General features: G+C 71.8%; 20 protein-coding genes and 1 pseudogene. 14 read left to right on the top strand and 7 right to left on the bottom strand.

Translation table 11 applies throughout. From position 1 onward, the window contains the following. Positions 1–9: 9 nt before the first annotated feature. The 5 genes from ABT070_RS24755 (at position 10) to ABT070_RS24735 (ending at position 4,039) form a co-directional block, all read left to right on the top strand. Entirely contained in the window at positions 10–870 is an 861-nt protein-coding gene (locus ABT070_RS24755; RefSeq protein WP_351764026.1) for an oxygenase MpaB family protein, read from the top strand. A 185-nt stretch (positions 871–1,055) separates the two neighbouring features. After that, a complete protein-coding gene (locus ABT070_RS24750; RefSeq protein WP_351764025.1) occupies positions 1,056–1,478 on the top strand; it encodes a (R)-mandelonitrile lyase in 423 nt (140 codons plus the stop codon). Positions 1,479–1,607: 129 nt separating this feature from the next. Next, a complete protein-coding gene (locus tag ABT070_RS24745; RefSeq protein ID WP_351764024.1) occupies positions 1,608–2,357 on the top strand; it encodes an SDR family oxidoreductase in 750 nt (249 codons plus the stop codon). A 118-nt stretch (positions 2,358–2,475) separates the two neighbouring features. Continuing rightward, the gene (locus tag ABT070_RS24740; RefSeq protein ID WP_351764023.1) at positions 2,476–3,315 is read left to right on the top strand and encodes a helix-turn-helix transcriptional regulator; all 840 of its coding nucleotides are present in this window, start codon (positions 2,476–2,478) and stop codon (positions 3,313–3,315) included. A 112-nt stretch (positions 3,316–3,427) separates the two neighbouring features. After that, positions 3,428–4,039: a TetR/AcrR family transcriptional regulator gene (locus ABT070_RS24735; RefSeq protein ID WP_351764022.1), complete on the top strand. Its 612-nt coding sequence runs from the start codon at positions 3,428–3,430 to the stop codon at positions 4,037–4,039. A gap of 2 nt (positions 4,040–4,041) precedes the next feature. Here ABT070_RS24735 and ABT070_RS24730 read toward each other — a convergent pair whose 3' ends face one another. Both ABT070_RS24730 and ABT070_RS24725 read right to left on the bottom strand, forming a co-directional pair. Next, on the bottom strand, positions 4,042–5,574 hold the full coding sequence (locus ABT070_RS24730; RefSeq protein ID WP_351764021.1) for an MFS transporter: 1,533 nt from the start codon (positions 5,572–5,574) through the stop codon (positions 4,042–4,044). A 302-nt stretch (positions 5,575–5,876) separates the two neighbouring features. After that, complete coding sequence (locus tag ABT070_RS24725; protein WP_351764020.1) at positions 5,877–7,166, bottom strand: LmeA family phospholipid-binding protein; 1,290 nt, start codon at positions 7,164–7,166, stop codon at positions 5,877–5,879. 160 nt (positions 7,167–7,326) lie between these two features. Between ABT070_RS24725 and ABT070_RS24720 the strand changes: the two genes are divergently transcribed. From ABT070_RS24720 to ABT070_RS24705, 4 genes and pseudogenes are all read left to right on the top strand, one after another. Next, on the top strand, positions 7,327–8,115 hold the full coding sequence (locus tag ABT070_RS24720; protein WP_351764019.1) for an alpha/beta fold hydrolase: 789 nt from the start codon (positions 7,327–7,329) through the stop codon (positions 8,113–8,115). A 285-nt stretch (positions 8,116–8,400) separates the two neighbouring features. After that, on the top strand, positions 8,401–9,054 hold the full coding sequence (locus ABT070_RS24715; protein WP_351764018.1) for a hypothetical protein: 654 nt from the start codon (positions 8,401–8,403) through the stop codon (positions 9,052–9,054). A gap of 61 nt (positions 9,055–9,115) precedes the next feature. Continuing rightward, a pseudogene (locus ABT070_RS24710) lies at positions 9,116–9,511 on the top strand (acyl-CoA dehydrogenase family protein); the annotation flags it as partial. Between the two features lie 145 nt (positions 9,512–9,656). Beyond that, the gene (locus tag ABT070_RS24705; RefSeq protein ID WP_351764017.1) at positions 9,657–10,148 is read left to right on the top strand and encodes a hemerythrin domain-containing protein; all 492 of its coding nucleotides are present in this window, start codon (positions 9,657–9,659) and stop codon (positions 10,146–10,148) included. Positions 10,149–10,161: 13 nt separating this feature from the next. Here the strand turns inward: ABT070_RS24705 and ABT070_RS24700 are convergent, their stop codons facing one another. The 3 genes from ABT070_RS24700 to proP form a co-directional block, all read right to left on the bottom strand. After that, on the bottom strand, positions 10,162–11,262 hold the full coding sequence (locus tag ABT070_RS24700) for an AI-2E family transporter (protein ID WP_451101420.1): 1,101 nt from the start codon (positions 11,260–11,262) through the stop codon (positions 10,162–10,164). Positions 11,263–11,456: 194 nt separating this feature from the next. Next, positions 11,457–11,735: a GlsB/YeaQ/YmgE family stress response membrane protein gene (locus ABT070_RS24695; protein ID WP_351764016.1), complete on the bottom strand. Its 279-nt coding sequence runs from the start codon at positions 11,733–11,735 to the stop codon at positions 11,457–11,459. A 208-nt stretch (positions 11,736–11,943) separates the two neighbouring features. Further along, complete coding sequence (gene proP, locus ABT070_RS24690) at positions 11,944–13,302, bottom strand: glycine betaine/L-proline transporter ProP (RefSeq protein ID WP_351764015.1); 1,359 nt, start codon at positions 13,300–13,302, stop codon at positions 11,944–11,946. 478 nt (positions 13,303–13,780) lie between these two features. On the opposite strand from proP, the gene ABT070_RS24685 reads away from it, so the two are divergent. Beyond that, a complete protein-coding gene (locus ABT070_RS24685) occupies positions 13,781–14,683 on the top strand; it encodes an NAD-dependent protein deacetylase (RefSeq protein WP_351764014.1) in 903 nt (300 codons plus the stop codon). A 70-nt stretch (positions 14,684–14,753) separates the two neighbouring features. On the opposite strand, the gene ABT070_RS24680 is transcribed toward ABT070_RS24685, so the two are convergent. After that, positions 14,754–15,995, bottom strand: coding sequence for an NAD(P)/FAD-dependent oxidoreductase (locus ABT070_RS24680; protein ID WP_351764013.1), 1,242 nt, complete (start codon positions 15,993–15,995; stop codon positions 14,754–14,756). A 575-nt stretch (positions 15,996–16,570) separates the two neighbouring features. Here ABT070_RS24680 and lanKC point away from each other — a divergent pair. The 4 genes from lanKC to ABT070_RS24660 all read left to right on the top strand — a co-directional run bounded on the left by lanKC (position 16,571) and on the right by ABT070_RS24660 (position 23,206). Then, positions 16,571–19,156 carry a class III lanthionine synthetase LanKC gene (lanKC, locus tag ABT070_RS24675; protein WP_451101422.1) on the top strand — a complete coding sequence of 862 codons (2,586 nt, stop codon included), beginning with the start codon at positions 16,571–16,573 and terminating at the stop codon, positions 19,154–19,156. Positions 19,157–19,258: 102 nt separating this feature from the next. After that, positions 19,259–19,384, top strand: coding sequence for a SapB/AmfS family lanthipeptide (locus ABT070_RS24670; protein ID WP_020127262.1), 126 nt, complete (start codon positions 19,259–19,261; stop codon positions 19,382–19,384). Between the two features lie 137 nt (positions 19,385–19,521). Continuing rightward, positions 19,522–21,288, top strand: coding sequence for an ATP-binding cassette domain-containing protein (locus tag ABT070_RS24665; protein WP_351764011.1), 1,767 nt, complete (start codon positions 19,522–19,524; stop codon positions 21,286–21,288). Positions 21,289–21,307: 19 nt separating this feature from the next. After that, positions 21,308–23,206: an ATP-binding cassette domain-containing protein gene (locus ABT070_RS24660; RefSeq protein ID WP_351764010.1), complete on the top strand. Its 1,899-nt coding sequence runs from the start codon at positions 21,308–21,310 to the stop codon at positions 23,204–23,206. 202 nt (positions 23,207–23,408) lie between these two features. Here ABT070_RS24660 and ABT070_RS24655 read toward each other — a convergent pair whose 3' ends face one another. Next, positions 23,409–24,098 (bottom strand): SDR family oxidoreductase, encoded by a 690-nt coding sequence (locus ABT070_RS24655; protein WP_351764009.1) that lies wholly within the window; start codon positions 24,096–24,098, stop codon positions 23,409–23,411. Positions 24,099–24,225 lie beyond the last annotated feature (127 nt).

Genomic DNA, 24,225 nt, shown 5'->3' with positions numbered 1-24,225 from the left:
AGGCCGACCGTGCTGACCGTAGTCCGTGAACAGATGGGCCGGGCCCTGTTCCGCCGCGTCGCCGGGCCCGACGGACCGGCGGCGCGCGCCCGCATTCACGACACCCCCGGCCCGCGCTGGTTCGAGCCGGACCGTCCGATCCGCACCGTCCACGGTGACGCCTCGATGTTCATCGGTGGGCTGCGCGCGCTGCTGTTGCAGTCCCTTCATCCGCTGGCGATGGCGGCGGTGGCCGGGCATTCCGGATATCGCGGCGACCCGTGGGGCCGGCTGCAGCGCACCAGCACCTTCCTGGCTGTGACGACCTACGGCACGGCCGCGGACGCGGGGCGGGCGGTCGACATCGTCCGTGGCATCCATGAACGGATCCGTGGGACGACGGCCGAGGGGGTGCCGTACCACGCGGCCGATCCGCACCTCCTCGGCTGGGTGCACGCGGCCGAGACGGACAGTTTCCTGCGCGCCCACGAACGCTTCGGAGCCCACCCGCTGGACGCCGCCGGCTACGACGGCTACGTCGCCGACGCCGGGCGGGTCGCCGAGGCGCTGGGGGTGAGCGATCCACCCCGCGACCGCCGCGAGCTGTCCGAACGTCTGACCGCCTACCGGCACGAACTCAGGGCCACGTCCGAGGCCCGCGCAGCCGCCCGCTTCCTGCTGTTCCGGCCGCCGCTGCCCCTTGCGCTACGACCCTTCTACGGCGGCCTTGCCGCGAACGCGGTCGTGCTGCTCCCGCCCTGGGCCCGTGGCATGTTGTGGCTGCCCCGGGTGCCGGTCGTCGAGGAGCTCGCCGTACGTCCCACCGGGCAGGCCCTGACCCGGACCATCCGCTGGGTCATGACCCCGCAGCGACAGTCCCGCCCGACGTGATCACGGGCCGGGCCGGGCGGTACACCTGTGGGAGGCCCTGCCGGTACCTGTAACGGCAGACCCTTCCTCACCTCCTTGAGCTCGGGTTTCCTGGGTGTCGGCACCCGGCGGACACCACAGACCAGCAGAGCTGGATCGTGACCCTCCCGGCACCGTCCCTGCTTCCCCCGACAAGGATTCCCGTCATGGAACACATCACCGAGACCCCCACCCTCAAGGCCCCGGCCGAGCGCTTCACCGGTGACGTCTACCTCAACATGATCTCGACCCCCGCCGAGCCGGCCCGTCTGGCCGCCGCTCTGGTGCGCTTCACTCCCGGCGCCCGCACCAACTGGCATGCGCACGCTCTGGGCCAGGTCCTGCACATCACCGACGGCGTCGGCCTGGTGGGCACCCGTGACGGCAAGGTCGTCCGCGTCAGCGCCGGTGAGACCGTCCAGTGTGCGGCGGCCGAGGAGCACTGGCACGGCGCCACCGACACCACCCTCATGGCCCACCTCGCCCTGGTGGTCGGTGACGCCACCGGCGACGGCACCACCTGGCTGGAGCCGGTCACCGACGACCAGTACACCGCCGCCCTCGACACCGTCCCGCGTGACAGCCGCTGACGCGAGCTCCACCAGGCAGGGACGGCCGATCCATGGACAAGCCCTCCTCTCCCGCCTCCGCGCCGGCGCTCCTACGGTCGGGGCAGCGGGCGCTCACCGGCCCGCGGCCAGCGAAGGAGACAGAATTCCATGAAGATGACCGGCAACACGATCCTGATCACCGGCGGCACCTCGGGCATCGGGCTCGGCCTGGCCCTGCGTCTGCACGCGGCCGGCAACAAGGTGATCGTCGCCGGGCGGCGCAAGGAGCTGCTCGACGAGATCACAGCCGAGCACCCGGGCATCGACGCACTCACCCTCGACGTCGCTGACCCCGCGTCGATCGCCGGGGCCGCCGCGAGCGTGGCGGAGAGCTACCCCGAGCTGAACATCCTGGTCAACAACGCCGGCATCATGCTGCGGGAGAACCTGCTCGACCCGGCCGAACTCCCGATCGCGGAGGACCACGTCACGGTCAACCTGCTCGGCACGATCCGGATGACGTACGCCTTCCTGCCGCTCCTGGTGGGCAAGGAGGACGCGGTCGTCATGAACGTCACCTCCGCGCTGGCGTTCGTGCCGCTGCCGATCACCCCGACCTACAACGCGACCAAGGCCGCGCTGCACTCCTTCTCCGAGAGCCTGCGCGTGCAGCTCGTGGGCGCCCGTGCGGGTGTCCAGGTGATCGAGGTGGCCCCGCCGGGGGTGCGCACGACGCTGCTGGGCCAGCAGGACGACGAGTCGTCGATGCCGCTGGACGACTTCCTGACCGAGACCCTCGACCTGCTGCGCGAGAGGCCCGATGCGAAGGAGCTCGTCGTGGAGCGCGCCCGGTTCGTGCGCGACGCGGAGGCCAACGGCTCCTACGGTGACGTCCTCGCCCTGCTCAGCGGTCACTGAGGACATCGGTGGTGCTCGGGTGCGTCCGGAACCGCCCGGGTGCACCCGCTTCTCGGGCGCTCAGCCATGGATCGGCGGTCTCTGGATAGCCGGGGCGGATGCGGCGAGGATGTCGGGTGTGGAAAAGAAAGAACTGGCGGAGTTCCTGCGTCACCGGCGTGAGGCGTTGCGCCCCCGCGACGTGGGGCTGGTCGAGGGGCCACGCAGGCGTACCCAGGGGCTGCGCCGCGAGGAGGTCGCTCAGCTCGCCGGGATGTCCACCGACTACTACGCCCGTCTGGAACAGCAGCGAGCCCCGCAGCCCTCCGTCCAGATCACCACCGCCCTCGCCCGGGCGCTGCGGCTGACCCTGGACGAGCGCGACCATCTCTTCGTCCTCATCGGCCACAACGCCCCGGCCCGTTTCCACCGCTCCGAGCACGTCGGCCCGACGCTGATGCGGGTGCTGGACCGTTTGGACGACTCCCCGGCCCTTGTGCTGACCGATTTGGCCGACACCCTCGTGATGAACCCGCTGGCTGTCGCGCTGCTCGGGGACCAGACCCGGCACACCGGACTGGCCCGCAGCGCGTACTACCGCTGGTTCATGGATCCCGCCGAGCGACTGGTGTATCCCGAGAAGGACCACGAACGCCACGGTCGTGCCCAGGCCGCCCGTCTGCGGGTTGCGATGTCCGCCGGCAGCGACGTCTTGCGCGCGGCCCGGATCGTCACCGAACTTCACGAGCACAGCCCCGAGTTCGTCCGCCTGTGGGAGCTCCGGGAGGTCGCCCAGCGCTACGACGAGGGCAAGACCATCGTCCATCCCGAACTCGGCCGCATCGACGTCGACGGCCAGGTCCTGTTCACCGACAACCGCGCCCAGACCCTGGTGGTGCTGACCACCCGCCCCGGAACGGAGAGCCACAGCAAACTGGAACTGCTCGCGGCCATAGGGCACCAGCAGCTCACCCCGTGACGTCCGGCCGTCTCACCACCGTGCGACGAGGTGGAGGCCGTGGGTCTCCCGCTTCGGTCTCCGCACGACACCACCCCCGCTCGATGTGCAGACAAGTGACAGGAACTCCCCGATGGAAGCACGGGACGCCACCGCGACCGAGCGGGCCGACGCCGTCCGCAACCGTGTCCGGCTGCTGGAGGCGGCAGCCCGGCTGGTGGCCGAGCGAGGGGCTGGACATGTGACGATGCGCGAGGTGGCGGAGGTCGCCGGGGTCGGCAAGGGCACGCTGTTCCGCCGGTTCGGCGACCGGGACGGGCTCCTGCTCGCCCTGCTTCGCGAGGCCGAGGGGGAGTTCGAGCGGGCTTACACGGAAGGGCCCCCTCCGTTGGGACCGGGCGCACCCGCGAAGGTCCGGCTGGAGGCGTTCGGCGGTGCGCTGATCGAGCGCATCGCCGTCGGCGAGGACCTGGGCGCCGCGCTGGGCCGCCAGGTGCTCCACGAACGCCGCATCACTTCCGACACCGGCCGCGCGTTCCACCGTCACGTCTCGACTCTCCTGCGAGAGACCGGAGTCGACGGGGATCACGACATGCTCGCGCACGCCCTGCTCGCTTTCGTGGACTTCGAGACGACGGACCACCTGCACGTCGCCTGCGGCATCCCCGTCACCCGCCTCCAGGCCACATGGAGGGACCTGGTGCGGCGGACGATCCGGGCCGACGGCGATGGCGCCGCCGTCTGATGTCAGCGGCGGTCGGACGTCTCGCGGCCGACCCGGTACAGCTCCTGCGAGGTGACGATCAGTTCCCGGCGCTCCTTTTTCGATCCCACCATCGGCTGCGAGCCGTGCAGGGACACCTGGGCGCTCTCGGGCAGGAAGCGGACCGTGAACAGTCCGATGGCGCCGGCGGCCATGAGGTAGAACGCGGGCACCATGTCGTTTCCGGTGATGCTCACCAGCGCCTCCGTGACCAGGGGGGTGGTACCGCCGAACGCGGCCACCGCGAAGTTGAAGCCGATGCCCATGGCCGCGTAGCGGACGGCCGTCGGGAACAGCGCGGGCAGCGTCGCGGCGCTCGGCGCGGCGAAGCACGCCAGCAGGGTGGACAGGATGAGGACACCGAAGACCGGCGGCCAGGTTCCGTCCATCTTGATCAACAGGAAGGAGGGGACGGCGAGCACGATCATGCCCGCCGCCGCGTAGCCGTAGAGGGGGCGTCGGCCGACGTGGTCGCTGAGCCTGCCGAGGAAGGTGATCAGCAGCACGATCCACACCATGCCCACGAGCACGAGGACGTCCGCGGAACTGCTGGAGCGGCCGAGGGTCTCCGTCTGATAGGTGGGCAGGAATCCGGTGACCATGTAGTTGGTGACGTTGTAGAGCAGTACCAGTCCCATGCAGATGAGCAGGGCCTGCCAGTGGTCCTTGACGATGGTCCTGAACTCGGTGCCCGCCGATTCCTTGGCGAGGCTCTCCTCGTGTTCGTCGAGCTGCTGCTGGAACGCGGGCGACTCCTCGAGCTTGAGACGCATGTAGAGGCCGATCACCCCGAGCGGGCCCGCGATCAGGAACGGGATCCGCCAGCCCCACGAGAGCATCTGTGCGTCGCTCAGGGCGAGATTCAGGGTGGTGACCAGGGCGGAGCCCAGCGCGTAGCCGACGAAGGTGCCGAAGTCGAGCCAGCTGGAGAGGAAGCCGCGACGACGGTCGGGCGAGTACTCGGCGACGAAGGTCGTGGCGCCCCCGTACTCGCCGCCGGTGGAGAAGCCCTGCACCATGCGGGAGAGCAGCAGCAGGATCGGGGCGGCGATCCCGATCGTGGCGTAACTGGGGATGAGGCCGATGGCGAACGTGCCGGCCGCCATCATGATCATGGTGGTGGCGAGGACCTTCTGCCGGCCGAGACGGTCGCCGAGCGGACCGAAGACGAGGCCGCCGAGCGGGCGTACGACGAACGCGGCCGCGAAGGTGGCGAAGGACGAGATCACCTGGGCGGCGGGTGACGCTCCGGGGAAGAAGACCTTGCCGATGGTGGCGGCGAGGTAGCTGTAGACGCCGAAGTCGAACCACTCCATGCAGTTGCCGAGTGCCGAGGCACTCACCGCGCGCCGCAGCAACGGTGGTTCGACGACCTGGACGTCCTCGTCGCTGAAGGGACGCTTGTTCCGCCTCAGCCTGCTCGTCAGGTCCTGACGGACCTGTACGGGCAGGCCGGCGAGGTCGGTCGGCCCGGACCGCGCTGGGTCGGGCTGCCCGTCGGTCAGTAGGTCAGCCACTGAGGTTCCTTACTCGTCTTGCGTGAGATGACCTGTGTGCGGGGTGAGGCACCAGGTGTTTGCAGTGCTGACAGTGGCGTATGCCCTGTTTCGCACGGCTCACGCAAAGACCACGGAACACGCAGACCTCCCACGTGCGGCAGGGGGGAGGGGGCGGCGCAGACCTCCCCAGGCAGAGCCGCCCCCGGCATCACATCTGCCACAGCCCCTCTGCCCGCGACACTGCCCTGCACACCTGCGTCATGAGTGGCCTGGAGCACACCTGAAGGTGCGACGAGGTCGTGAAGGCGGCGGCTCGTGCGTCAGGAGCCGCCCACGGCCAGTCCCGAGCCGGTGAGCCGCACGCGGATGCCGTCCTTCTCCACGTGGACGTACCGCAGCCGCACGTCCCCGAGCTTTGGCTCCGGCAGCTCGAAGGCCAGGGAAAGCCGGTCGGCGAGGGCCGGGCGGGTGAGCCGGGACAGGGCGTTGAGGAGGTCGGGGTCGAGCCCCAGGCCGCGGAGCACCTCGGGGTTGTCCAGGGCCAGGTCGATGAGGTTGAGGGTCTGGGCCTGGCGGGCGAAGCGCGAGGAGCCGGTCAGTTCGGCGAGCTTGCCGTCGTCGCTCAGGGCCGCGCGCACGGCCGCCTCGGGCATTCCCAGCCGCTGCACGATCGCCGGGACCGACAGCAGCGCCTTCGCCTTACGGGTCTCCCGGGCGAGGTCGGCGGACGCCTTCGGGGTGAGGTGCAGGCCGTCCGAGGCGCGCGTGCCGGGGCGGTAGGTGGCCAGGTCCCCGATGTCCAGGCGTATGCCGCCGATCCGCGTGCCGACGCCCCGCTCGCCCTGCCGCCGGATCGTGGCCTCGGCGCGCAGTCGCAGGTCGTGCCCGGCGACCGGCAGGATGCCGCGGGCCCGGACCCGGTCACGGCCGTCACCGGTGAACTTCACCTGGGACGCGCCGAGTTCACGGTTGAGGTCGGCGAAGGACAGCAGGACGTCGCCGTCGAGCCGGGGGACACGGGCACCACGTACGGAGGTGAGCCCGTCGGCGTCCAGCCGGACGTCATGGGCCGTGGCCGACACCTTCGCCAGCGACACCCGCTCGGCCGACACGTCGGGCACCGTCACCCGCACCGAGTCCAGCCGCTTGTCGGCGAGTTGGGTGAGAAAGGGGAAGCCGCCGATCTCCACCTCCGGCGCCGCCGCCAGGCCCAACTGGTTCTTGAGGGTGTCCGCGGTCCTGTGCTCGGCGTACAGCAGCGCCCAGCGGTCGGCGAGGGTGACGAAGGCGGCGAGGACGCTCAGACCCACCACCGCCTTCACGGCGAGCGGCAGACCGGCGAAACGGCCCCGCCGACGTCGGCGCCGGCCGCCGCGGCGGTGACCGGGCGGGGTCCACTCCGGTTCCCGCTCAGGTGCCTGTTCGGATCCCTGTTCCTGTTCGGGTTCCTGTTCCGGCTTCAGGTCGGCCCACTGCTCGGCGGCGCCCTCGCCGAGGAACTCCTCCGGAGGGCCGTCGTCGAGGGCGCCGAGTTCCTCGTAGGGATCGCGGGGTGCGGCGGAGCGGTCGTAGGGACGGTGACGCGGATCCATGCGGTGGGGGGTGCGCATCGACTCATCCGAACATACGCACCACCCCTGCCCGCAACCCGAACCCCGGGTGTGCGACCTGGTTCACGATCCTGATCCCGCATCGCCGAGGGCTCCGCGCAGGTCATACAGTCCTCGCAGTGTCCGGACGACGAGTGCGACGAAGAGTGAAGAAGGGCCGATGCAGCACACGACAACGCCTGACGGGGTCCGAATCGCCTACCAGGTCCGGGGCGAGGGAGCGCCGCTCGTCCTGCTGGCGGGTCAGGCGAACAACCACCACTGGTGGGACGGGGTACGCGACGACTTCCACGCCGACCGCAGCACCCTCACGATCGACTACCGCGGCACGGGGGACAGCGACAAGCCCGACAGCCCCTACAGCACCGAGATCTTCGCGCAGGACGTGATCGCGGTGCTCGACGAGCTCGGAGTCGACCGGGCCGACGTCTACGGCACGTCCATGGGGGGACGCGTGGGCCAGCAGCTCGCGGCCCGCCATCCGCACCGCGTACGCGCCCTGGTGCTCGGCTGCACGTCACCCGGAGGCCCGCACGCCGTCGAACGCGACAACGACGTGCGCAGGTCGCTGGTGCAACCTCAGCCCGGCGCGGCGCGACAGGCCCTGCTCGAGCTGATGTACACCCCGGACTGGCTGGCGACACACCCCGGCCCCCACCGGACACTCGGCGACCCGGCCATGCCCGCGTACGCCCAACGCCGGCACCTGGTGGCCAGCAACCAGCACGACGCGTGGCACCTCCTGCCCGGCATCGGCGCACCCACCCTGGTCGTGCACGGCAGCGACGACCTGCTCAACCCCGCCGCCAACGCCCCTCTGCTCGCGCACCGCATTCCCGGCGCCCGGCTTCACATGATCCCCGGAGCGCGGCACGCCTATTTCGAGGAGTTCCGCGCCGTCGCAGGCCCGCTCGTCCTGGACTTCCTCACTACGGCGCCGCCACGGTGACAGGAGACGGACAGCCGCACGGGTGACCGTGCCGGGGTGGCGGACCTGGACGCGGCGCACCGACAGCGGCAACCCCACCGGACCCGTTCCGCCCCGGGCCCGGCCGCTGGAACGGGCCGCGCGGCTCGAAGCGGAGCCGGCGTTCGTACCACGAGCACATATCGACGAAGCTCCCCCGCCCGATCCGCTGATCGGGCGGCTCCGGGGTCGGGGCGACCGCCCGGCGTCCGGCCGATGGGGCTGTGTGCGCGAACACTGGTGGCTTCGGACGAGGGAGGAAAGACCGTGGGCGACCTCGATGCTCCACAGGCCCGGACGTCTCCGCCGGTCCGCCCGGGCGTCCATGGCGACCCGGGCCAGGCAGGGGTCATCGGCATCGGGCTTGCCGCCGTCCTCACGTTCGCACTCGCGCAGGGCTCCTGGGAGTGGTTCGCGGCATACATCGGAGTGACACTTCTGGCGGTGATCGTCTCCTTCTACCGCCTGCCTTGCTGGGCGTCCGGCCTGCGCCGCGCGTATGTGCAGTCCCTGGTCGCGTACTCGCTGGTGGTGGGCCTGTGCATCGCGATCGCGCTGGCCCCGGTGTTGCAGCGCTCGACGTGGCTCTTCCCGATGCCGGGCACGCGCGGCGACTGCCGCGAGCTGGGCAGGTACGAGAGCCTTCGGACGGAGGCCGCGCTGGGAGACCTCGCCGGTCGGGACCGTGCGGCCCTGACGCAGGCGCAGGACATCCAGAGGCATGAGGCCGTTGCCGACTGCCTGGCATCCACCACGACCCGGTGGTTGCCGCTGTACGGGCTCGGGGCGGCCGTGCTGGTGGGGTTGGGCGCATGGTCCTTCGACCGCTCCCGGACCGACCGCTCCCGGACCGACCGCGCCCGGGCCCGGGCGCGCAGGGAAGCGGATCCCGGCACCCCGAGCCCTCCCCGGCGGGGCTGAGCAGATCGACGTGCCCGCAGGTGGACGACACCGCAGGGCGCATTGCCCGGCACAAGCGTGGATGATCGGCGCGTACGAGCTGCCTCTGCGCTACGCCACGCAGAGGCAGCAGTTCGGGCGTCCGCTCGCGGGCTTCCAGCTGGTGCAGGACCTCTTGGTGAAGAGCCTGGGCAACATCACCTCGTGCTGGGGCATGCTGCATCGGCTGGCCGCTCTGCAGGACGCCGGGGTGTTCCGGGACGAGCACTCGTCCCTGGCCAAGGCCCATGTCACCGCCCGCATGCGGGAGGTCGTGGCCTGGGCCCGGGAGATCTTCGGGGGCAACGGCATCGTCCTGGAGTACGAGGTGGCACGCTTCTTCGCGGATGCGGAGGCCATCTACTCGTTCGAGGGCACCCGGGAGATGAACACGCTGATCGTCGGCAAGGCGATCACGGGGCAGAGCGCCTTCGTGTGATCGACCGTGCCTGACGGCGCGGAGCGCGAGCGGCACCGGAGGAGGGCAGCGACCGGACCGGGGATCGATGAAGGCGGCGGTCGGGGGTACTCGGTTCCTCCCCAGGTCCCCTCGTACGAAAGGGAAGCCCGTTCCCATGGCCGACATGCCTGACACCCGAGACGTCGTTGCACTCATTCTCCAGGACCACCGGACGATGGAGGACCTCTTCCGTCTGATGCGCAGCGTCGAAGCCGACCGGGCGGCCGCCCTTCAGGAGTTCGCCGATCTGCTGATCGCGCACGCGCTCGCGGAAGAGGCGAAGGTGTACCCCGCCCTCAAGCGCTTCAAGAAGATCGAGGACGAAGAGGTGGAGCACGGCGAGGAGGAGCACGAGGAGGGCAACAAGGCACTCCTCGAACTCCTGGAGGTCGACGAGGTCGGCTCCGAGGAGTGGGACGAGAAACTGGAAGCGCTCGTGGAGTCCGTCGCCCACCACACCGACGAGGAGGAGCGCACGATCCTCAACGGTGCCCGCGAGAACGTCGCCATGGAGCGACGGGAAGAGCTGGGCGAGGCGTTCATGGAAGAGAGGGAGCGTCAGCTGAAGGCCGGTTGCGGCACCGTGGACAACCTGCGCCGTATCGTCCGTTCCTGACCGGTCCTCGCCCTCACTTCGGGCCGTCCGCGTCACCTCGCAGCGCCTGGTGGACGGACCACACCACGGCGACCAGGGGTACGGCGACCACGGCGCCGATCACCCCCGCCGCGACCGCTCCGCCGACGACCGCCAGCGCGACCACCACCGGGTGCAACCGGACGGCCCAGCTCATCACGATCGGGTGCAGGAGGTGGCCCTCGATCTGGCCGATGACCACGATCAGGGCCACGACCAGCAGGGCGACGAGGGGGCCTTTCGTGGCGAGTGCGACGACGGCCGCGATCGCCAGGGCGATCGGCGACCCGATCAGGGGAATGAACGCGGCCAGGAACTCCAGCAGTGCCAACGGCACCGCCAGTGGCACCCCCAGCGCGAACAGCGCGATGCCGACGAGGACCGCGTTGGTCGCGGCCACCAGCAGGATGCCGTGCGTGTAACCGGTGAACGTCCGCCAGGCCGCCCGGCCCGCGACCGTGACCCGCCGCCGTGCCCCGTCGTGGAGCTGGTCGCACACCCACTGCCATTGCCGGTCGCCGGAGTACGTGAAGAAGACCGCGCAGAACACGGCCAGGGCGAGCACGGTCAGCACTTCGAGCAGCCGGCTCGCGCCGCTGAGCGCCGTACTGATGAGGGTGGAACGGTGGCTCGACAGGAGCTTGCCGATCCGGGACTGGAGATCGTCGAACGCGTCCGGGGGAACGTGGAAGGGGGATTCCTCCAGCTGGCGTTCGATCCGGTCGATTCCCGCAACGAACTCCTTCTCCAGCCCGCTTCGCTGGCCCGCCGCGGTCTCGCCCACCAGGGCCAGCGCGCCGAGGACGAGGACGGCGCCGCCGATGAGCGCGGCGGCGACCGCGAGCGGCCGGGGCATGAAGCGCGCGAGGAGGCCCGCCACGGGGCGGAGCACGGCGGTGATGACAAGCCCCAGGAAGACGGCGACGGCGACCCGGTGGAACTGCCCGAGCACGGAGAAGGCGACGCGGACGACGACCCCGACGGCGATGATCCGCCATGCGTAGGCGGCCGCGGTCCGCAGCAGACCCGGCACATGCGGCTCCTCGCCGCTCGGACGTCCGGGCGGCGAGGCGGGGCGATCGGGGGGTGTGGACACCCCATGCCCGTACCACTGGCCGACGGCCGGCGAGCGGCGGAGGGCCAAAGTTCCCCCGAAGGCCGGTAGGTACGTTCACCTCCGCCCGGCGGCCGGGTCGCGGGACTGCGCCGCCGAGAGCAACGCCGACGGCTCCCACCCCGAGCACGGGTGGGAGCCGTCGGCGTTGCCCGGCCGTCTACGACGTCGGCGGTTCACGCGTGGCGGTGCGAGTGCCGGTTGCCGGTGACGAGGCGGTAGAGCGCGAGCAGGATGAAGGAGCCCACGATCGCGGCGATCCAGGTGGAGAGGTCGAAGAACCCGTCGATGGAGTCGACGCCGAAGAGCACCTTGCCGAGCCAGCCGCCGAGCAGACCGCCGGCGATGCCGATGAGCATGGTGATGATGATGCCGCCGGGGTCCTTGCCCGGCATCAAGGCCTTGGCGATGACGCCGGCGAGCAGACCGATGACGATCCACGCGATGATGCCCATGATGTCTCTCCGCTTCGTCTTGTAAAGACAGTGTCAGCTTCTCGTGTGCACCGTCTGCGTTCGAACAAACGTCTCTGGCGCATAGTCGGTGGGAATGAGAAGCGACGCCACGCGTCCGACGCGGAGAAGGGCGGTACGGGAATCGCCGCCCGCCGTCTCCGGTGAACGGAGCGACGCGGGCTGACGACCCGTCCGGATGTCCTCGGCCTTACAGCGAGGGCGCCGAGCCGGGCAGCGGGCGCCCCGCCGTCTCGGCCATGAACCACACCGCCACGCCGCCGATCACGGCCGCGGCCATCATGTAGTACGCGGGCATCATCATGTTCCCGGTCGCCCCGATCAGGGCCGTCACCACCAGCGGGGTGGTGCCGCCGAAGAGCGAGACGGAGACGTTGAAGCCGATCGACAGCGATCCGTAGCGGACCTTCGTCGGGAACAGGGCCGGCAGAGCGGCCGGCATCGCCGCCGTGAAACAGACGAGCAGCAGGCCCAGCGCGCCCATGCCGAGCGCCACCGCGAACAGGCTGCCCTGACGGATCAGCAACAGGGCGGGGAGGGACAGCAGCAGGAAGCCCGCACAGCCCGCGGCGATCACCGGCCGGCGACCCACACGGTCGGTCAGGGCGCCCGCGAAGGGCTGGACGATCATCATCGCGGCCATCACGCCGAGGACCACGAGCAGTCCGTGCGTCTCGTCGTAGCCGAGCTCACTGGTCAGGTAGCTCGGCATGTACGACAGCAGCATGTAGTCGGTGACGTTGAAGACGAGCACCAGGCCCACGCAGAGCAGCAGCGCCCGCCACTGGCCCACGATCATCCGGCGCAGAGGCACCTTCGGGCGGTTCGACTCGGCCTTCTCGAGCTCGGCCGCGAACGCCGGGGTCTCCTCCAGCCGCATCCGCAGGTAGAGGCCGATGATGCCCATCGGGCCCGCGATCAGGAACGGGATCCGCCAGCCCCAGCTCAGCAGGTCCTCCGTGGACAGCAGGGCGGTCATCACCGTGACCAGGCCGGCGCCGCCGATGTACCCGGCGAGCGTGCCGAACTCCAGCCAGCTGCCGAAGAAGCCGCGTCGCTTGTCGGGCGCGTACTCGGCGATGAAGGTGGAGGCGCCCGCGTACTCGCCGCCGGTGGAGAAGCCCTGCACCAGACGGGCGGCCAGCAGGAGCAGCGGGGCACCGACGCCGATCGAGGCGTACGACGGGATGAGGCCGATGGCGAAGGTGCCCGCGGCCATCAGGATCATGGTGACGGCCAGTACCTTCTGACGGCCGACGCGGTCGCCGAGCGGCCCGAAGACCATGCCGCCGAGCGGTCGGACGAGGAAGGCGGCCGCGAAGGCGCCGAAGGTGGAGAGCAGCTGGGCGGTCGGGTTCCCGGACGGGAAGAAGACCTTGCCCAGAGTGACCGCGATGTAGCTGTAGACGCCGAAGTCGAACCATTCCATCGCGTTGCCCAGCGCGGCGGCCTTGACGGCGCGTTTCACGAGTGCGGGGTCCGTGACGGTGGCGTTCTTCGGGGCGGTCGGGAGGGGCGTCGGGGGAGAGGCGACTGTGGCAGTCGGCAAAGCTTCGCTCGCCTACTTTCGTCGGGGGCAGGGGCGGGTCTGCTCGACGACGCCGGCGGCAGGCCAAAGAGCGACGATAGGGGGACATGTGCCGCTTACGGGCCGTGTGCACCTCGTTGCATGGTGCACGTAAATGTGGTGTGGGCAGGACCGTAGACCCGCTCCGGAGTGCACCTGGCCGGATCGTGTTGTGACCCATCTCGCGTCCTGTGCGGGCAACCGAACCGTGGGAGCCCGTCTCCGGCGAGTGATCCGCCTACGTCGTTGCGGGGTGCCTGCTGTCCGGGCCGCGCGCCGGGCCCGGACAGGACACCGCCCTTAGCCCCCGCCTCGGCCCCACACCCAGCCTCAGCCACAAATAGCCTCCGCATCCGCCCCAGCCCCGCCCAGAGCCGTAGCCAGACTCGGACCCGGTCACGGACCCGGTCGTGGACCCGGTCACGGGCACTGAGTGCAGCCCGTTCCGTACGCTGGCGGCATGCGCATGCGCCCCACTCTGAGCTGGATCCCTGGCGAGGACCTGCCGCCGGGCACGACCGATCTGGAGCAGGTGGTCGACGCGCTGAGCGCCGGCGGCGTACTGGTGCTCAGCGGGGCGGGCATCTCCACGGAGTCGGGTATCCCCGACTACCGGGGCGAGGGCGGCAGCCTGAGCCGGCACACCCCGATGACGTACCAGGACTTCACCGCCGATGCCCAGGCCCGGCGCCGGTACTGGGCGCGCAGCCACCTCGGATGGCGCACCTTCGGGCGTGCCCGCCCCAATGCCGGGCACCGGGCCGTGGCCGCGTTCGCGCGGCACGGGCTCCTCTCGGGTGTCATCACCCAGAACGTCGACGGCCTGCACCAGGCCGCCGGCAGTGACGACGTCGTGGAACTCCACGGAAGCCTGGGCCGGGTCGTCTGTCTGTCCTGCGGCGCCTTCAGCCCGCGCCGCGAGCTCGCGGCGCGACTGGAGGAGGCCAACGCGGATTTCGCGCCGGTGGCAGCGGCGATCAACCCGGACGGTGACGCCGATCTGACCGACGAACAGGTCGGGGACTTCCGCGTGGTGCCCTGCGCGGTCTGCGGCGGCCTCCTCAAACCGGACGTGGTGTTCTTCGGTGAGACCGTTCCGCCGCCGCGCGTCGAACACTGCCGCACGCTGGTCCGCGAGGCGGCCTCGATGCTGGTCCTGGGCTCCTCGCTGACGGTGATGTCAGGGCTTCGGTTCGTCCGTCAGGCGAGCCAGGTGGGGACGCCTGTGCTGATCGTCAACCGGGATCCGACCCGGGGTGACCAGCACGCCCTCACCCGGGTCGAGCTCCCGCTGGGAACGGCCCTCACCACGGTGGCCGATCGGCTGGGCGTCCCGCTCGACGACCGGGCGGCGCCCGCGTGAGACCGCGCCGGCGGCAGGGCGTCACGACGATGCCGGTCGGCGTGCCCACGCCCTGCTCTGTTTCCGGGTGCTAGTGGCCGAGGTCGCGCAGCACCTCCCTGGCGGCGCGCGCACCCGAGGCCATCGCCCCCTGGACCGAGCCCGTGGCCCGGTGGTCACCGCAGACGTACCGCCGCCGGGCCACCCGGGTCGTGCGGCTGAGTTCCTGAGGGGGCGCCATCGCGGGCAACGCGTCGGGCACCGTACGGACGGTCAGCAGGTCCCAGCGGTCGGCATCGGTGCCGTAGGCCTCGCTCAGCGTCGGGCGCAGCGCGCGTTCCCGGCCTTCGGCGTCCGCGCCGAGCACCGAGGTGGCCACGAGCGCCCGGCCGGGTGGCGCGTACGAGGCGGCCACATTGCTCAGCACGCAGGTGTTGAGGAAGCGGCGCCGGGTGTCCACCAGAAGCGTGGGCTCGTTCAGCGGCGGGTCCGGCATGGCGTGGTAGTAGGTCGTCACCACGCGGTACGCGGGCACCGCCACGTCGGGCATCAGGGTCCCGGCCGGTCCCGGGCCCGTGGCCACCACCACGGCGCGCGCCGGGACGCGTTCGCGGGTGGTGGTCTCGACACCGTCGTCCGTCAGACGCTCGACCGGGGTCTCCAGCCGCACGGTGCCCTTCGGCAGTGACGCCGCCAGCGCGAGAGGCACCGCACCGATGCCTGCGGCGGGCAGGCTCAGGGCGCCGCGCACCATGCTGCGCCACACGAGATGGAACACCCGGGCGGACGTCTCCAGCCGGTCCTCCAGGAACACTCCGGACAGGAAGGGCAGGAAGAAGCGCTCGACGAACGCGTCGGTGAAGCCCGCGTCCGCGAGCGCCTCGCGTGTGCTCCGGTCCGGCCGCCCTTTCAGCCGGTGCGGCGGGGCCAGCGCGTCCGAGGCGGTGAGGGCGCCCAGCGCCGCCAGGTCGCGTGGTCCCGCGAGGCGTCCCGGAAGGAGGTCGACGAGTGCGGACGGGCGAGCGCGGGGGTCGGTCAGCCGGCGCCTGCCCGTTTCGGTGTGGATGAGGACGCCCCGGCCGAAGGGACGGAGGTCCAGCTCGTCCCCTGCCAGACGTCGCCGCACCTGCGGGTAGGACGGGTTGAAGACCTGGAAGCCGCGGTCGATCACGAAGTCGTGCACACGGTCGGAGCGCATCCGGCCACCGACGCCGTCGGAGGCTTCCAGGATCTGTACGCCGACGCCGGCGGCCAGCAGGTCCTGAGCGCAGGCGAGGCCGGCGACGCCTGCTCCGATCACCACGACGTCCGGTGATCGTTCGGTTGCGGTCACGTTGTCTTCCCTCCGTCACCGGGTCGCCCACGGGTGCGGGGGCACCCGTGCCGGTATGCGGCTGCCTACCGTCTATTCCACTTCTCTCTCGACCGGGGGAGCGGATGCGGCTCGGCCGCGCCGTCGAGGGTCTCGCCCGTGCGGCCTGCCCGGAATCGGCGGTCCGGCCGGGCCTTCGCGCCGCACCGGACCCGGGCGACGGGATTCGGAGCCGTCAAGTCGCCCTTTCCAGAAGCCGGTTCACTTCCCTGCGTAGGCCGACGCGGTTGTGGGTCCGGCTGCGTGCATCGGTCAATGGTGATGGCATGCGTGTTCGGCCCGACCAGGATCTGCCCAGGTGGCAGGCCGAACGCATATGCGCGGTGCAATTGAGGGGCAGAACGGCGAGGTGGCCGGGCTTCGCGCGCCCCGATGTGCGCGTTGAATGCGCTCTGCCGACCGGAGTCCGGCGTGCCCTACCTTCACATCGCAGGACGAAAAACGTTCAACCTATCACTCCGCAAGGAAGTCGACGGGGAACACCGTCCGTACTGCATCCGTCCGGGAATGGCTTGTCACTGTGAAGGGGGAGCGTTATGGATATGCGCTACGAGGCCTTTTCGTACGCCGACAAAATGTTCTACGACTCGCCGGTCCGATGGGCGGCCATGGAGGAGTTCGCGGCGGTCGGCGACCCCTTACCCGCCGGCTGGCTGGCCTCCGCGAGAGAGGTGTGGGTGGGCCGCCGGCCGGCCGACGTCGAACTGCCCGACCAGGGCTGGAAGATCCATGTGTCCGCGTGTCTGGACAACGCGGAGCACATACTCTCCGTGGTCGGCGCCTACTGCGTCGAGCAGCGCGTGGCCTACAAGTTCCTGCGCAGCCCGGCCCTGGTGCAGACCCAGAACGCGAAGTACGCCTCGCGCGGATCCAGCGGCAAGTTCATGACCCTGTACCCGGTCGACGAACCCGAACTGGAGCGATGCCTCACCGACCTCGACGAGGCCCTCGCCGGCCTGCGCGGGCCGTACATCCTCAGCGACCTGCGCTGGCGCAACGGGCCGTTGTACCTGCGCTACGGAGGCTTCACCGAGCAGTTCTGCCGATCGGAGACCGGTGAGCTCGTCCTCGCCCTGCGCGAACCGTCGGGCCGGCTCCGCCCGGACGTACGGCGCGCGGTGTTCGAGGTGCCCGACTGGGCTCCCGTACCGGCCGTCCTGGCCCAGGCCCTGAGCGACCGGGCCGCGACGAGCACGGCCGACTTCCCGTACACGGTGGAACGGGCCCTGCACTTCTCCAACGGCGGAGGCATCTACATGGCGCGCCCCGCCGCCGGGGGCGATCAGGTGGTCCTCAAGGAGGCCCGCCCGGACGCCGGCCTCGATCAGCGCGGCGACGACGCCGTACTGCGGCTCGGCAGAGAGCACGACATCCTGCGCCGCCTGGAGGGCGTACCCGCCGTACCGTCCGCGCTCGGCTACCTGACGGCCTGGGAGCACCACTTCCTCGTGCAGGAGTACGTGCCCGGCGAACCCCTGAACAGATGGTTCGGGCAGCGCTACCCCCTGGTCCATCCCGATCCGGGCCAGGAGACGATCGACCGCTACCGGGAGGAGGCGCTGACCGTCCTCGCCGGCATCGAGGAGGGGCTGCGCGCCATCCACGCCCAGGGCGTCGTCTTCGGGGACCTCCACCCGCGCAACCTGATCGTCCGCCCCGACGGACGGGTGTGCTTCGTGGACTTCGAACTCGCCTCACCCGTCGACGAGTTCGTCAGACCCGCGCTCGGTGCCGCCGGCTTCGCAGCCCCTCCCGACCTCGAGGGCTTCGCGATCGACGCGTACGCGCTCGACGCCCTCCGGCTGTGGATCTTCATGCCGCTCCTCCAACTGACCTCGCTGGCCCCGGGGAAACGGGACGAACTGACGGAAGCCGCCTCCAGACGCTTCGGACTGCCGACCCGGCCGGCCGCCGGCCGGTCGCCCGCACCACCCCCCGCACCACCTGCCGGTCCATCCGAACGCGCCGCGCCGGCAGGCCTGTTCAGCGGCGACCGCGCGGAGTGGCCCGCGCTGCGGGACTCACTGGCGGCGGCGATCAACGCCAGCGCCACCCCGGAGCGCACCGACCGCCTCTTCCCCGGTGACCCCAACCAGTTCACCCACGACGGACTGGGCCTCGCCTACGGCGCGGCGGGCGTGCTCTGGGCCCTGCACAACGTGGGCGCGCCCGTCCACCCCGACCACGTCGAATGGCTCGTGGAGGCCGTCGCCCGCGAACCCTGTCGCCCCGGTCTCTACACGGGCGCCCACGGAGTGGCCTTCGCCCTGGACCGGCTCGGTCGCACCCGGCAGGCCCACAACCTCCTCGACCGGCTCCTCAAGGACCCGCTCGACGCCCAGGGGAGCGATCTCGCCGGGGGCCTGCCCGGCATCGGACTGACGCTGCTGCACTTCGCCGACACCACCGCCGACGCCTCTCTGCACGCCGTCGCGGTCGATGTCGCCGAACGTCTCGCCGCCCGCCTGAAACCGGACTCAGGCAACCCCGGCCCGGCATCCGGCCGGCGCCCAGGACTGCTGCACGGCGCCTCCGGCGCGGCACTGTTCTTCCTGAGCCTCCACGACAGCACCGGTGACGCCGGTCTGCTGGACCTCGCGGAACAGGCCCTCGACCTCGACCTGGCCCGATGCGTCCTCGGCGACGACGGGACCCTCCAGGTCGACGACGGCAGCCGGGTCCTGCCGTACCTCGAGACGGGCAGTGCCGGCATCGCCGCGGCACTCCACGCCCTGCTGCGACATCGCCCCGACCCGCAGCGCCGACGCAGCCTCGACCAGATGCGCGGCGCCGCCGAGCCCGAGTTCATCGTCCAGTCCGGCCTGTTCAACGGACGCGCGGGCCTGATCCTGCTGCTGCACCTGCTCCAGGACGGCGGCACGCTCCACGATCCGGTGATCCGACGGCACATCCGGCGCCTGGTCTGGCATCTCGTCCCCTACCAGGGGCACGCGGCCTTCCCCGGCGAGCAGTTGCTGCGCCTGTCGATGGACCTCGCCACCGGCTCGGCCGGCGTCCTCCTCGCGCTCGGCTCGGCCCTCGCCGACACCCCGGCGCTGCCCTTCTGGAACGGCCGAGGGATCGCGGCTCCCGCCTCCCTCCCCCTCCCGAAGGCGTCCTGACCGCCGCACCACGGAAGCGGCGCCCCCTGCGACGTAACCGGTCGCAGCCCAGAGTTTCCGGCGATCGCCGGGAAGCCACAACCGAAGTGACAGGAGTACACCATGTCCATCCTCAGCCTTCAGGCCCTGGAGACCCCCGAAGAGACCACCGAGTACCTGTCGGTGCTCAGCTCCCTGAGCGCCGTCAACTGCACCAACAGCACCGTCAGCACGCTGCTGTGCCTGTAGTCGCACCGCCCCGGCCGTCCGACCGCCCCACCCTCGGATGACCTGGTGAACAGAGCCGGCCCGGGCTGAGGGACAGCCCGGGCCGGCGTTCTCTTGCCGCCCCGCAGACCGTCCGTCCATCTCCCGCAGGAGCCCGCATGGGACAGGACCACCGACAGCCGCCGCAGCGGAGCGGGGCTCCCGATCGTACGGCTTCCCCCACCCTCGCACAGAAGGACCGGTCGCCGCGGACCGGTCTGCCGAGCGCCTCCGTTCCCTGGTGGTGGCCCACCGTCCTCGCCCTGTCGGTGGCGACGAGTTCGGTCGCCGCGCTGGTGCTGCCCGCGGTCCTCGCCGCGGGCGTCGACCGAGCCTTGTCCGGCGACACCGGCACGGGCATCGCACCGCTCGCCGCCGTCCTCGCCCTGCTCACGGCGGCCGAGACCCTCGCGCAGTACGCGGGCCCCCGCGCCACCGCCGAGGCGACGGCGCGGCTGCGCGCCGCCCTGATACGGCACCTCGTGGCCGTCGGCCCCTACCCGGCACTGCGGACGGCCACCGGCGACCTGGTGGCCCGGCTCACCGCGAGCGCCGCCGAGGCCGGACTCGGCGTCCAGGCGGCCGTCTACGCCGTCGCCCAACTCGCCATGGCGGCCGGTTCCGTGCTCGCCCTCGCGCTGCTCGCCCCGGAACTGGCCGCCGCCTTCGCGGTCACGGCACCCGTGGGCTGGCTGCTGCTGCGCCGCCATCTGCGGCGGACCGTGCAACGCGGCGCGGGCTACCAGGGCGCGCAGGCCGCCGTGGCCGCCCGGCTGCTGGACGCCCTGGCCGGCCACCGCACCATCGCGGCCGCCGGAACGGTCGAGCGCGAGATCGAGCGCGTCCTGCGACCGGTACCGGAACTCTCCCGGCACGGCCGCGCCCTGTGGGACAGCCAGCGCCGGGTCGCCTGGTCCACCGGACTGCTCGCCCCCGCGACCCAGATCACCGTGATCGCCGTCGCCGGGTACGAACTGTCCACCGGGACACTCGGCCCCGGCGGCCTCGTCGCCGCGCTCGGCTACGCCACGCTGGGACTCGGCGGCTTCGGCACCGCGCAGAGCCTCCTGGACCACGCCCGCGCCCGCGCCGGACGCCTGCGCGTCTCGGAGGCCCTCGCCGTGCCACGGCAGCCGCCGGGCCTGCGCGGCCTGCCGTCGGGCCCCGGGCAGGTCGAGCTGCGCGCGATCACCGTGCGCAGGTCCGGCGGCACCGTGCTCGACGGGCTCGACCTCACCCTCCCCGCCGGGCGTTGCGTCGCCCTCGTGGGCCGCTCCGGCGCGGGTACCTCCCTGCTGGCGGCGGTGGCCGGCGGACTCCTGTCCCCGGAGCGGGGCACCGTGCTGCTCGACGGCCTGCCCATGGACGAGGTCCGCCCCGCCGACCTGCGCGCCGCCGTCTCCTACGCCTTCAGCGACCCGGAACTGACCGGCGCCACAGTCCTCGACGCCCTGCGCGTCGCCGCGGAGCCGGTCCCGGAAGCCCGGGTCCACGCGGCCGCGCGAGCAGCACAGGCCGACGGCTTCATCCGCCGTCTGCCCGCCGGGTATCACACCCCCGTCCGCGACGCGCCCCTCTCCGGAGGACAGCGCCAGCGCCTGGGACTCGCCCGCGCCCTGGCCCGCGACAGCCGGCTGCTCGTCCTCGACGACGCGACGTCCAGCCTGGACTCCGCCACCGAGGCCGCGGTCCTGCGTGCCATGGACGACACCCACGGAGACCGCACCCGGCTCGTCGTGACGCGCCGGACCGCCACGGCCGCCCGGGCGGACCTCGTGGCCTGGCTGCACGAAGGGCGCATCAGGGCCCTCGCTCCGCACCACGAGCTGTGGCGCGTACCCGCCTACCGCAGCATGTTCCGCGGCGCCGAGGACGCGGAGGGCTGAAGACGAAAGGACGACACCCATGGGACACCCCCTGGCGGCGCCCGCCGCCCGCCCGCTCCGCCCGGCCCCGCACCGGGCCTCCCGCACCCTCACCGCGGCCAACGGCGCGGCCCTGCGCCTGATCCGCGACAGCCTCGCGGACAACCGCGCCGCCGCCCTCCGGCTGACCTGGTGGACACTGCTCTCCGCCGCGCCCGCCCTCGTCTCGGGCAAGGCCCTCGCCCTCGCCGTCGACCAGGGCTTCCTGATGGACCGGCCCCGCACGGCGGCTCTCGGACTGGGCCTGTTCGCCCTCTGCACCCTCGGCGGCGCCTGGGCGAGCCGGCAGACCTACCCCTGGCTGGCCGAGATCGTCGAGCCGCTGCGGGACCGGCTGCTGCGCGACGTCGTCACGGGCACCCTGCACCGCGCGGTGACACCGGGGGCCGGGCGGGACGACTGCGCCGCCGTCGCCGTCGCCCGGCTCACCCGGCAGGTCGAGGCCGTCCGGGACGCCCTCGCCGGCCAGCTCATGCTCCTGTGGCAGTTCGTCCTGACGGTCGCCGCCGTCGTCACCGGAACCGCCGTGGTCGCCCCGGCCGCGGTCCCCCTCGTCGCCGCACCGCTCCTCGTGGCGCTCGGCCTCTTCGCCGTACTGGCGCCCGCGACCGTCCGCAGGCAACGCGAGGCGTTCGATGCCGAGGAGGCACTGGCGGGCCGTACGGTCGAGACCGTCACGGCGATCCGCGACATCGTCGCCTGCGGAGCCGACGAGCACGCGCAACGCGAGGCCCTCGACGCGGTGCGCCGCCACCTGCGCACCTCGACAGCCCTCGCCTCCGTGTCCGCGCTGCGACGCCTGATCGTGGCACTGGGCGCGCACGGCCCCCTGCTGCTCATCGTCCTCGCCGCGCCGAGCCTGCTCGCCCACGGGATGACCGCCGGCGAGATCGTGGGCGTGCTCGCCTACGTGCTGGCCACCCTGGAGCCGGCGATCCGGCTGCTGGTACAGGGGCTCGGCGCCTCCTGGCTGCGTCTGGCCGTGGCGGCGGAGCGGCTCGCCGAGGCCGCGCGCCACCCGGATCCCCGCCCGGACCCCCGTCCCGCCCTGCGGCCCGCGGACGGCTCGGCCGCCCTGTCGGGGATCGTCTTCGCCTACGGTCCCGCGGCCGAACCCGTGCTCGGCGGGCTCGACCTGACCCTTGCCGACGGCGACCACCTCGTCGTCGTCGGCCCCTCCGGCATCGGGAAGTCCACGCTGGCCGACGTGCTGACCGGCATGCTGTCGCCGCACCGCGGGCAGGTCGTCCTCGGTGGTGTGCCCCTCGACCGGGTCGCCCTGCGCGACCTGGCAGACGCCCGGGTCCTGCTGCCGCAGACCCCCTACGTCTTCGCGGGCACCCTGCGCGAGAACCTCTGCTACCTCGCCCCCGACACCCCCGACAGCGTCCTCGCCGAGGCAGTGCAGGAACTGGGGATGTCCGCTCTGATGGAGCGGCTGGGCGGAGCCGACGGCCGGGTCGATCCGGCCGGACTCTCCTCCGGCGAACGTGAACTCGTGGCCCTGGCACGGGCCTTCCTCTCCGCCGCCCGGCTGGTCGTCCTCGACGAGGCCACCGGGCACCTCGACGCGGCGGCCGAGCGGCAGGTGGAGCAGGCGTTCCGCCGCCGGCCCGGAACCGTGGTCACCATCGCGCACCGCATGACCTCGGCCCACCGCGCGCACCAGGTGCTGCTGCTGGACGGAGGCCGTCCACGCGTCGGCACGCACCGGACCCTGCTGGCCGAAGTCCCCCTCTACGCCGACCTGATGGGCCACTGGCGAGCCGGCACGGCCGACCACAGCGGGGCCGGCCACACCGGGGACGACTACGACAGGGACGGCTACAACAGGGACGACTACGACAGGAACAGCCGCCCCCACGACGACTGCCCCTGAGACGACCATCCCCGTGACGACCACGCCCGTGACGACCACGCCCGTGACGACCACGCCCGTGACGACCATGCCCGTGACGGTCGTCTCTGGGACAGCCGCCTCTGTGACGACTACGCCCGTGACGGCCGCCCCCGTGACGACCACGCCCGTGACAACCACGCCTGTGGCGACCACCCCCGAGGCGGCAGCGCAGGGGCGGGACTCAGCATCCCGGACGCAGCATCAGGTCGCTCATCGTCGCGTCCCGTGGCAGGTCCAGCGCCGTGACGACGGCGGCGGCCACGGACGCCGCACTCATGTGGGCCTCCGGCGCGTAGGGGAGCCCGAACTGCTCGTGCAACCGGACCTGCATCGGCGTGTCCGTCTCCCCGGGATACACGGTGGTGACCCGGACGCCGTGCGCGTACTCCTCCGCCCTCAGGGACTCGGCCAGCGCCTTCAGGCCGAACTTGGACGCCGCGTAGGCGCTCAGCCGTGGAGGTGCGTGCACTCCCGCGCCCGAGTTCACGAAGACGACGTGTCCCCGGCCCTCGCGCAGCGCGGGCAGCAGCAACCCCGTCAGCTCCGCGGGGGCGATCAGGTTCACGGCCAGCGTGTCCTGCCAGACCTCCGCGCTCAACTCGCCCACCCGGCCCGACTCCACCACCCCGGCCACATGCAGCAGCGAGTCCAGCCGCGCGGGCAGCGCCTGCGCCTCCAGCCGGGCTCGTATCGCACCCGGTACGGACAGGTCGGCCACCAGGGTCCGGCTCCGCGGGAAACGGGCGCGCAGTTCTCTCGCCCGTGCCTCGTCCCGTGCCAGCAGCCACAACTCCTGTCCCCGCGCGGTGAACAGCGCCGCCACCGCCGCTCCGATGCCCGAACCGGCCCCTGTGATGAGGTGAACTCCCATAACCTGATACATACCCAATATCACCACCTCACCCCTTGTGGCGCCCGCGAGTTCGGGACACCGCACCGCACCGCACCGCACGCGCCGCCGAAGCCCACACCGCCGAGGGGATCCGGCCTTCGACCGG

The sequence above is a fragment of the Streptomyces sp. NPDC002884 genome (assembly GCF_040295245.1).
Taxonomy (GTDB): Bacteria; Actinomycetota; Actinomycetes; order Streptomycetales; family Streptomycetaceae; genus Streptomyces.
The sequence above is the reverse complement of the archived record's forward strand: the minus strand, read 5'-3'. Positions and strand labels throughout refer to the sequence as shown.

Bases quoted from the DNA above. Each gene is read 5' to 3' on its own strand.
- ABT070_RS24750 (WP_351764025.1), top strand. From the start codon at position 1,056: ATGGAACACATCACCGAGACCCCCACCCTCAAGGCCCCGGCCGAGCGC.
- ABT070_RS24745 (WP_351764024.1), top strand. From the start codon at position 1,608: ATGAAGATGACCGGCAACACGATCCTGATCACCGGCGGCACCTCGGGC.
- ABT070_RS24735 (WP_351764022.1), top strand. From the start codon at position 3,428: ATGGAAGCACGGGACGCCACCGCGACCGAGCGGGCCGACGCCGTCCGC.
- ABT070_RS24725 (WP_351764020.1), bottom strand. From the start codon at position 7,166: ATGCGCACCCCCCACCGCATGGATCCGCGTCACCGTCCCTACGACCGC.
- ABT070_RS24720 (WP_351764019.1), top strand. From the start codon at position 7,327: ATGCAGCACACGACAACGCCTGACGGGGTCCGAATCGCCTACCAGGTC.
- ABT070_RS24705 (WP_351764017.1), top strand. From the start codon at position 9,657: ATGCCTGACACCCGAGACGTCGTTGCACTCATTCTCCAGGACCACCGG.
- ABT070_RS24695 (WP_351764016.1), bottom strand. From the start codon at position 11,735: ATGGGCATCATCGCGTGGATCGTCATCGGTCTGCTCGCCGGCGTCATC.
- ABT070_RS24685 (WP_351764014.1), top strand. From the start codon at position 13,781: ATGCGCATGCGCCCCACTCTGAGCTGGATCCCTGGCGAGGACCTGCCG.
- lanKC (WP_451101422.1), top strand. From the start codon at position 16,571: ATGGATATGCGCTACGAGGCCTTTTCGTACGCCGACAAAATGTTCTAC.
- ABT070_RS24670 (WP_020127262.1), top strand. From the start codon at position 19,259: ATGTCCATCCTCAGCCTTCAGGCCCTGGAGACCCCCGAAGAGACCACC.
- ABT070_RS24665 (WP_351764011.1), top strand. From the start codon at position 19,522: ATGGGACAGGACCACCGACAGCCGCCGCAGCGGAGCGGGGCTCCCGAT.
- ABT070_RS24660 (WP_351764010.1), top strand. From the start codon at position 21,308: ATGGGACACCCCCTGGCGGCGCCCGCCGCCCGCCCGCTCCGCCCGGCC.
- ABT070_RS24655 (WP_351764009.1), bottom strand. From the start codon at position 24,098: ATGGGAGTTCACCTCATCACAGGGGCCGGTTCGGGCATCGGAGCGGCG.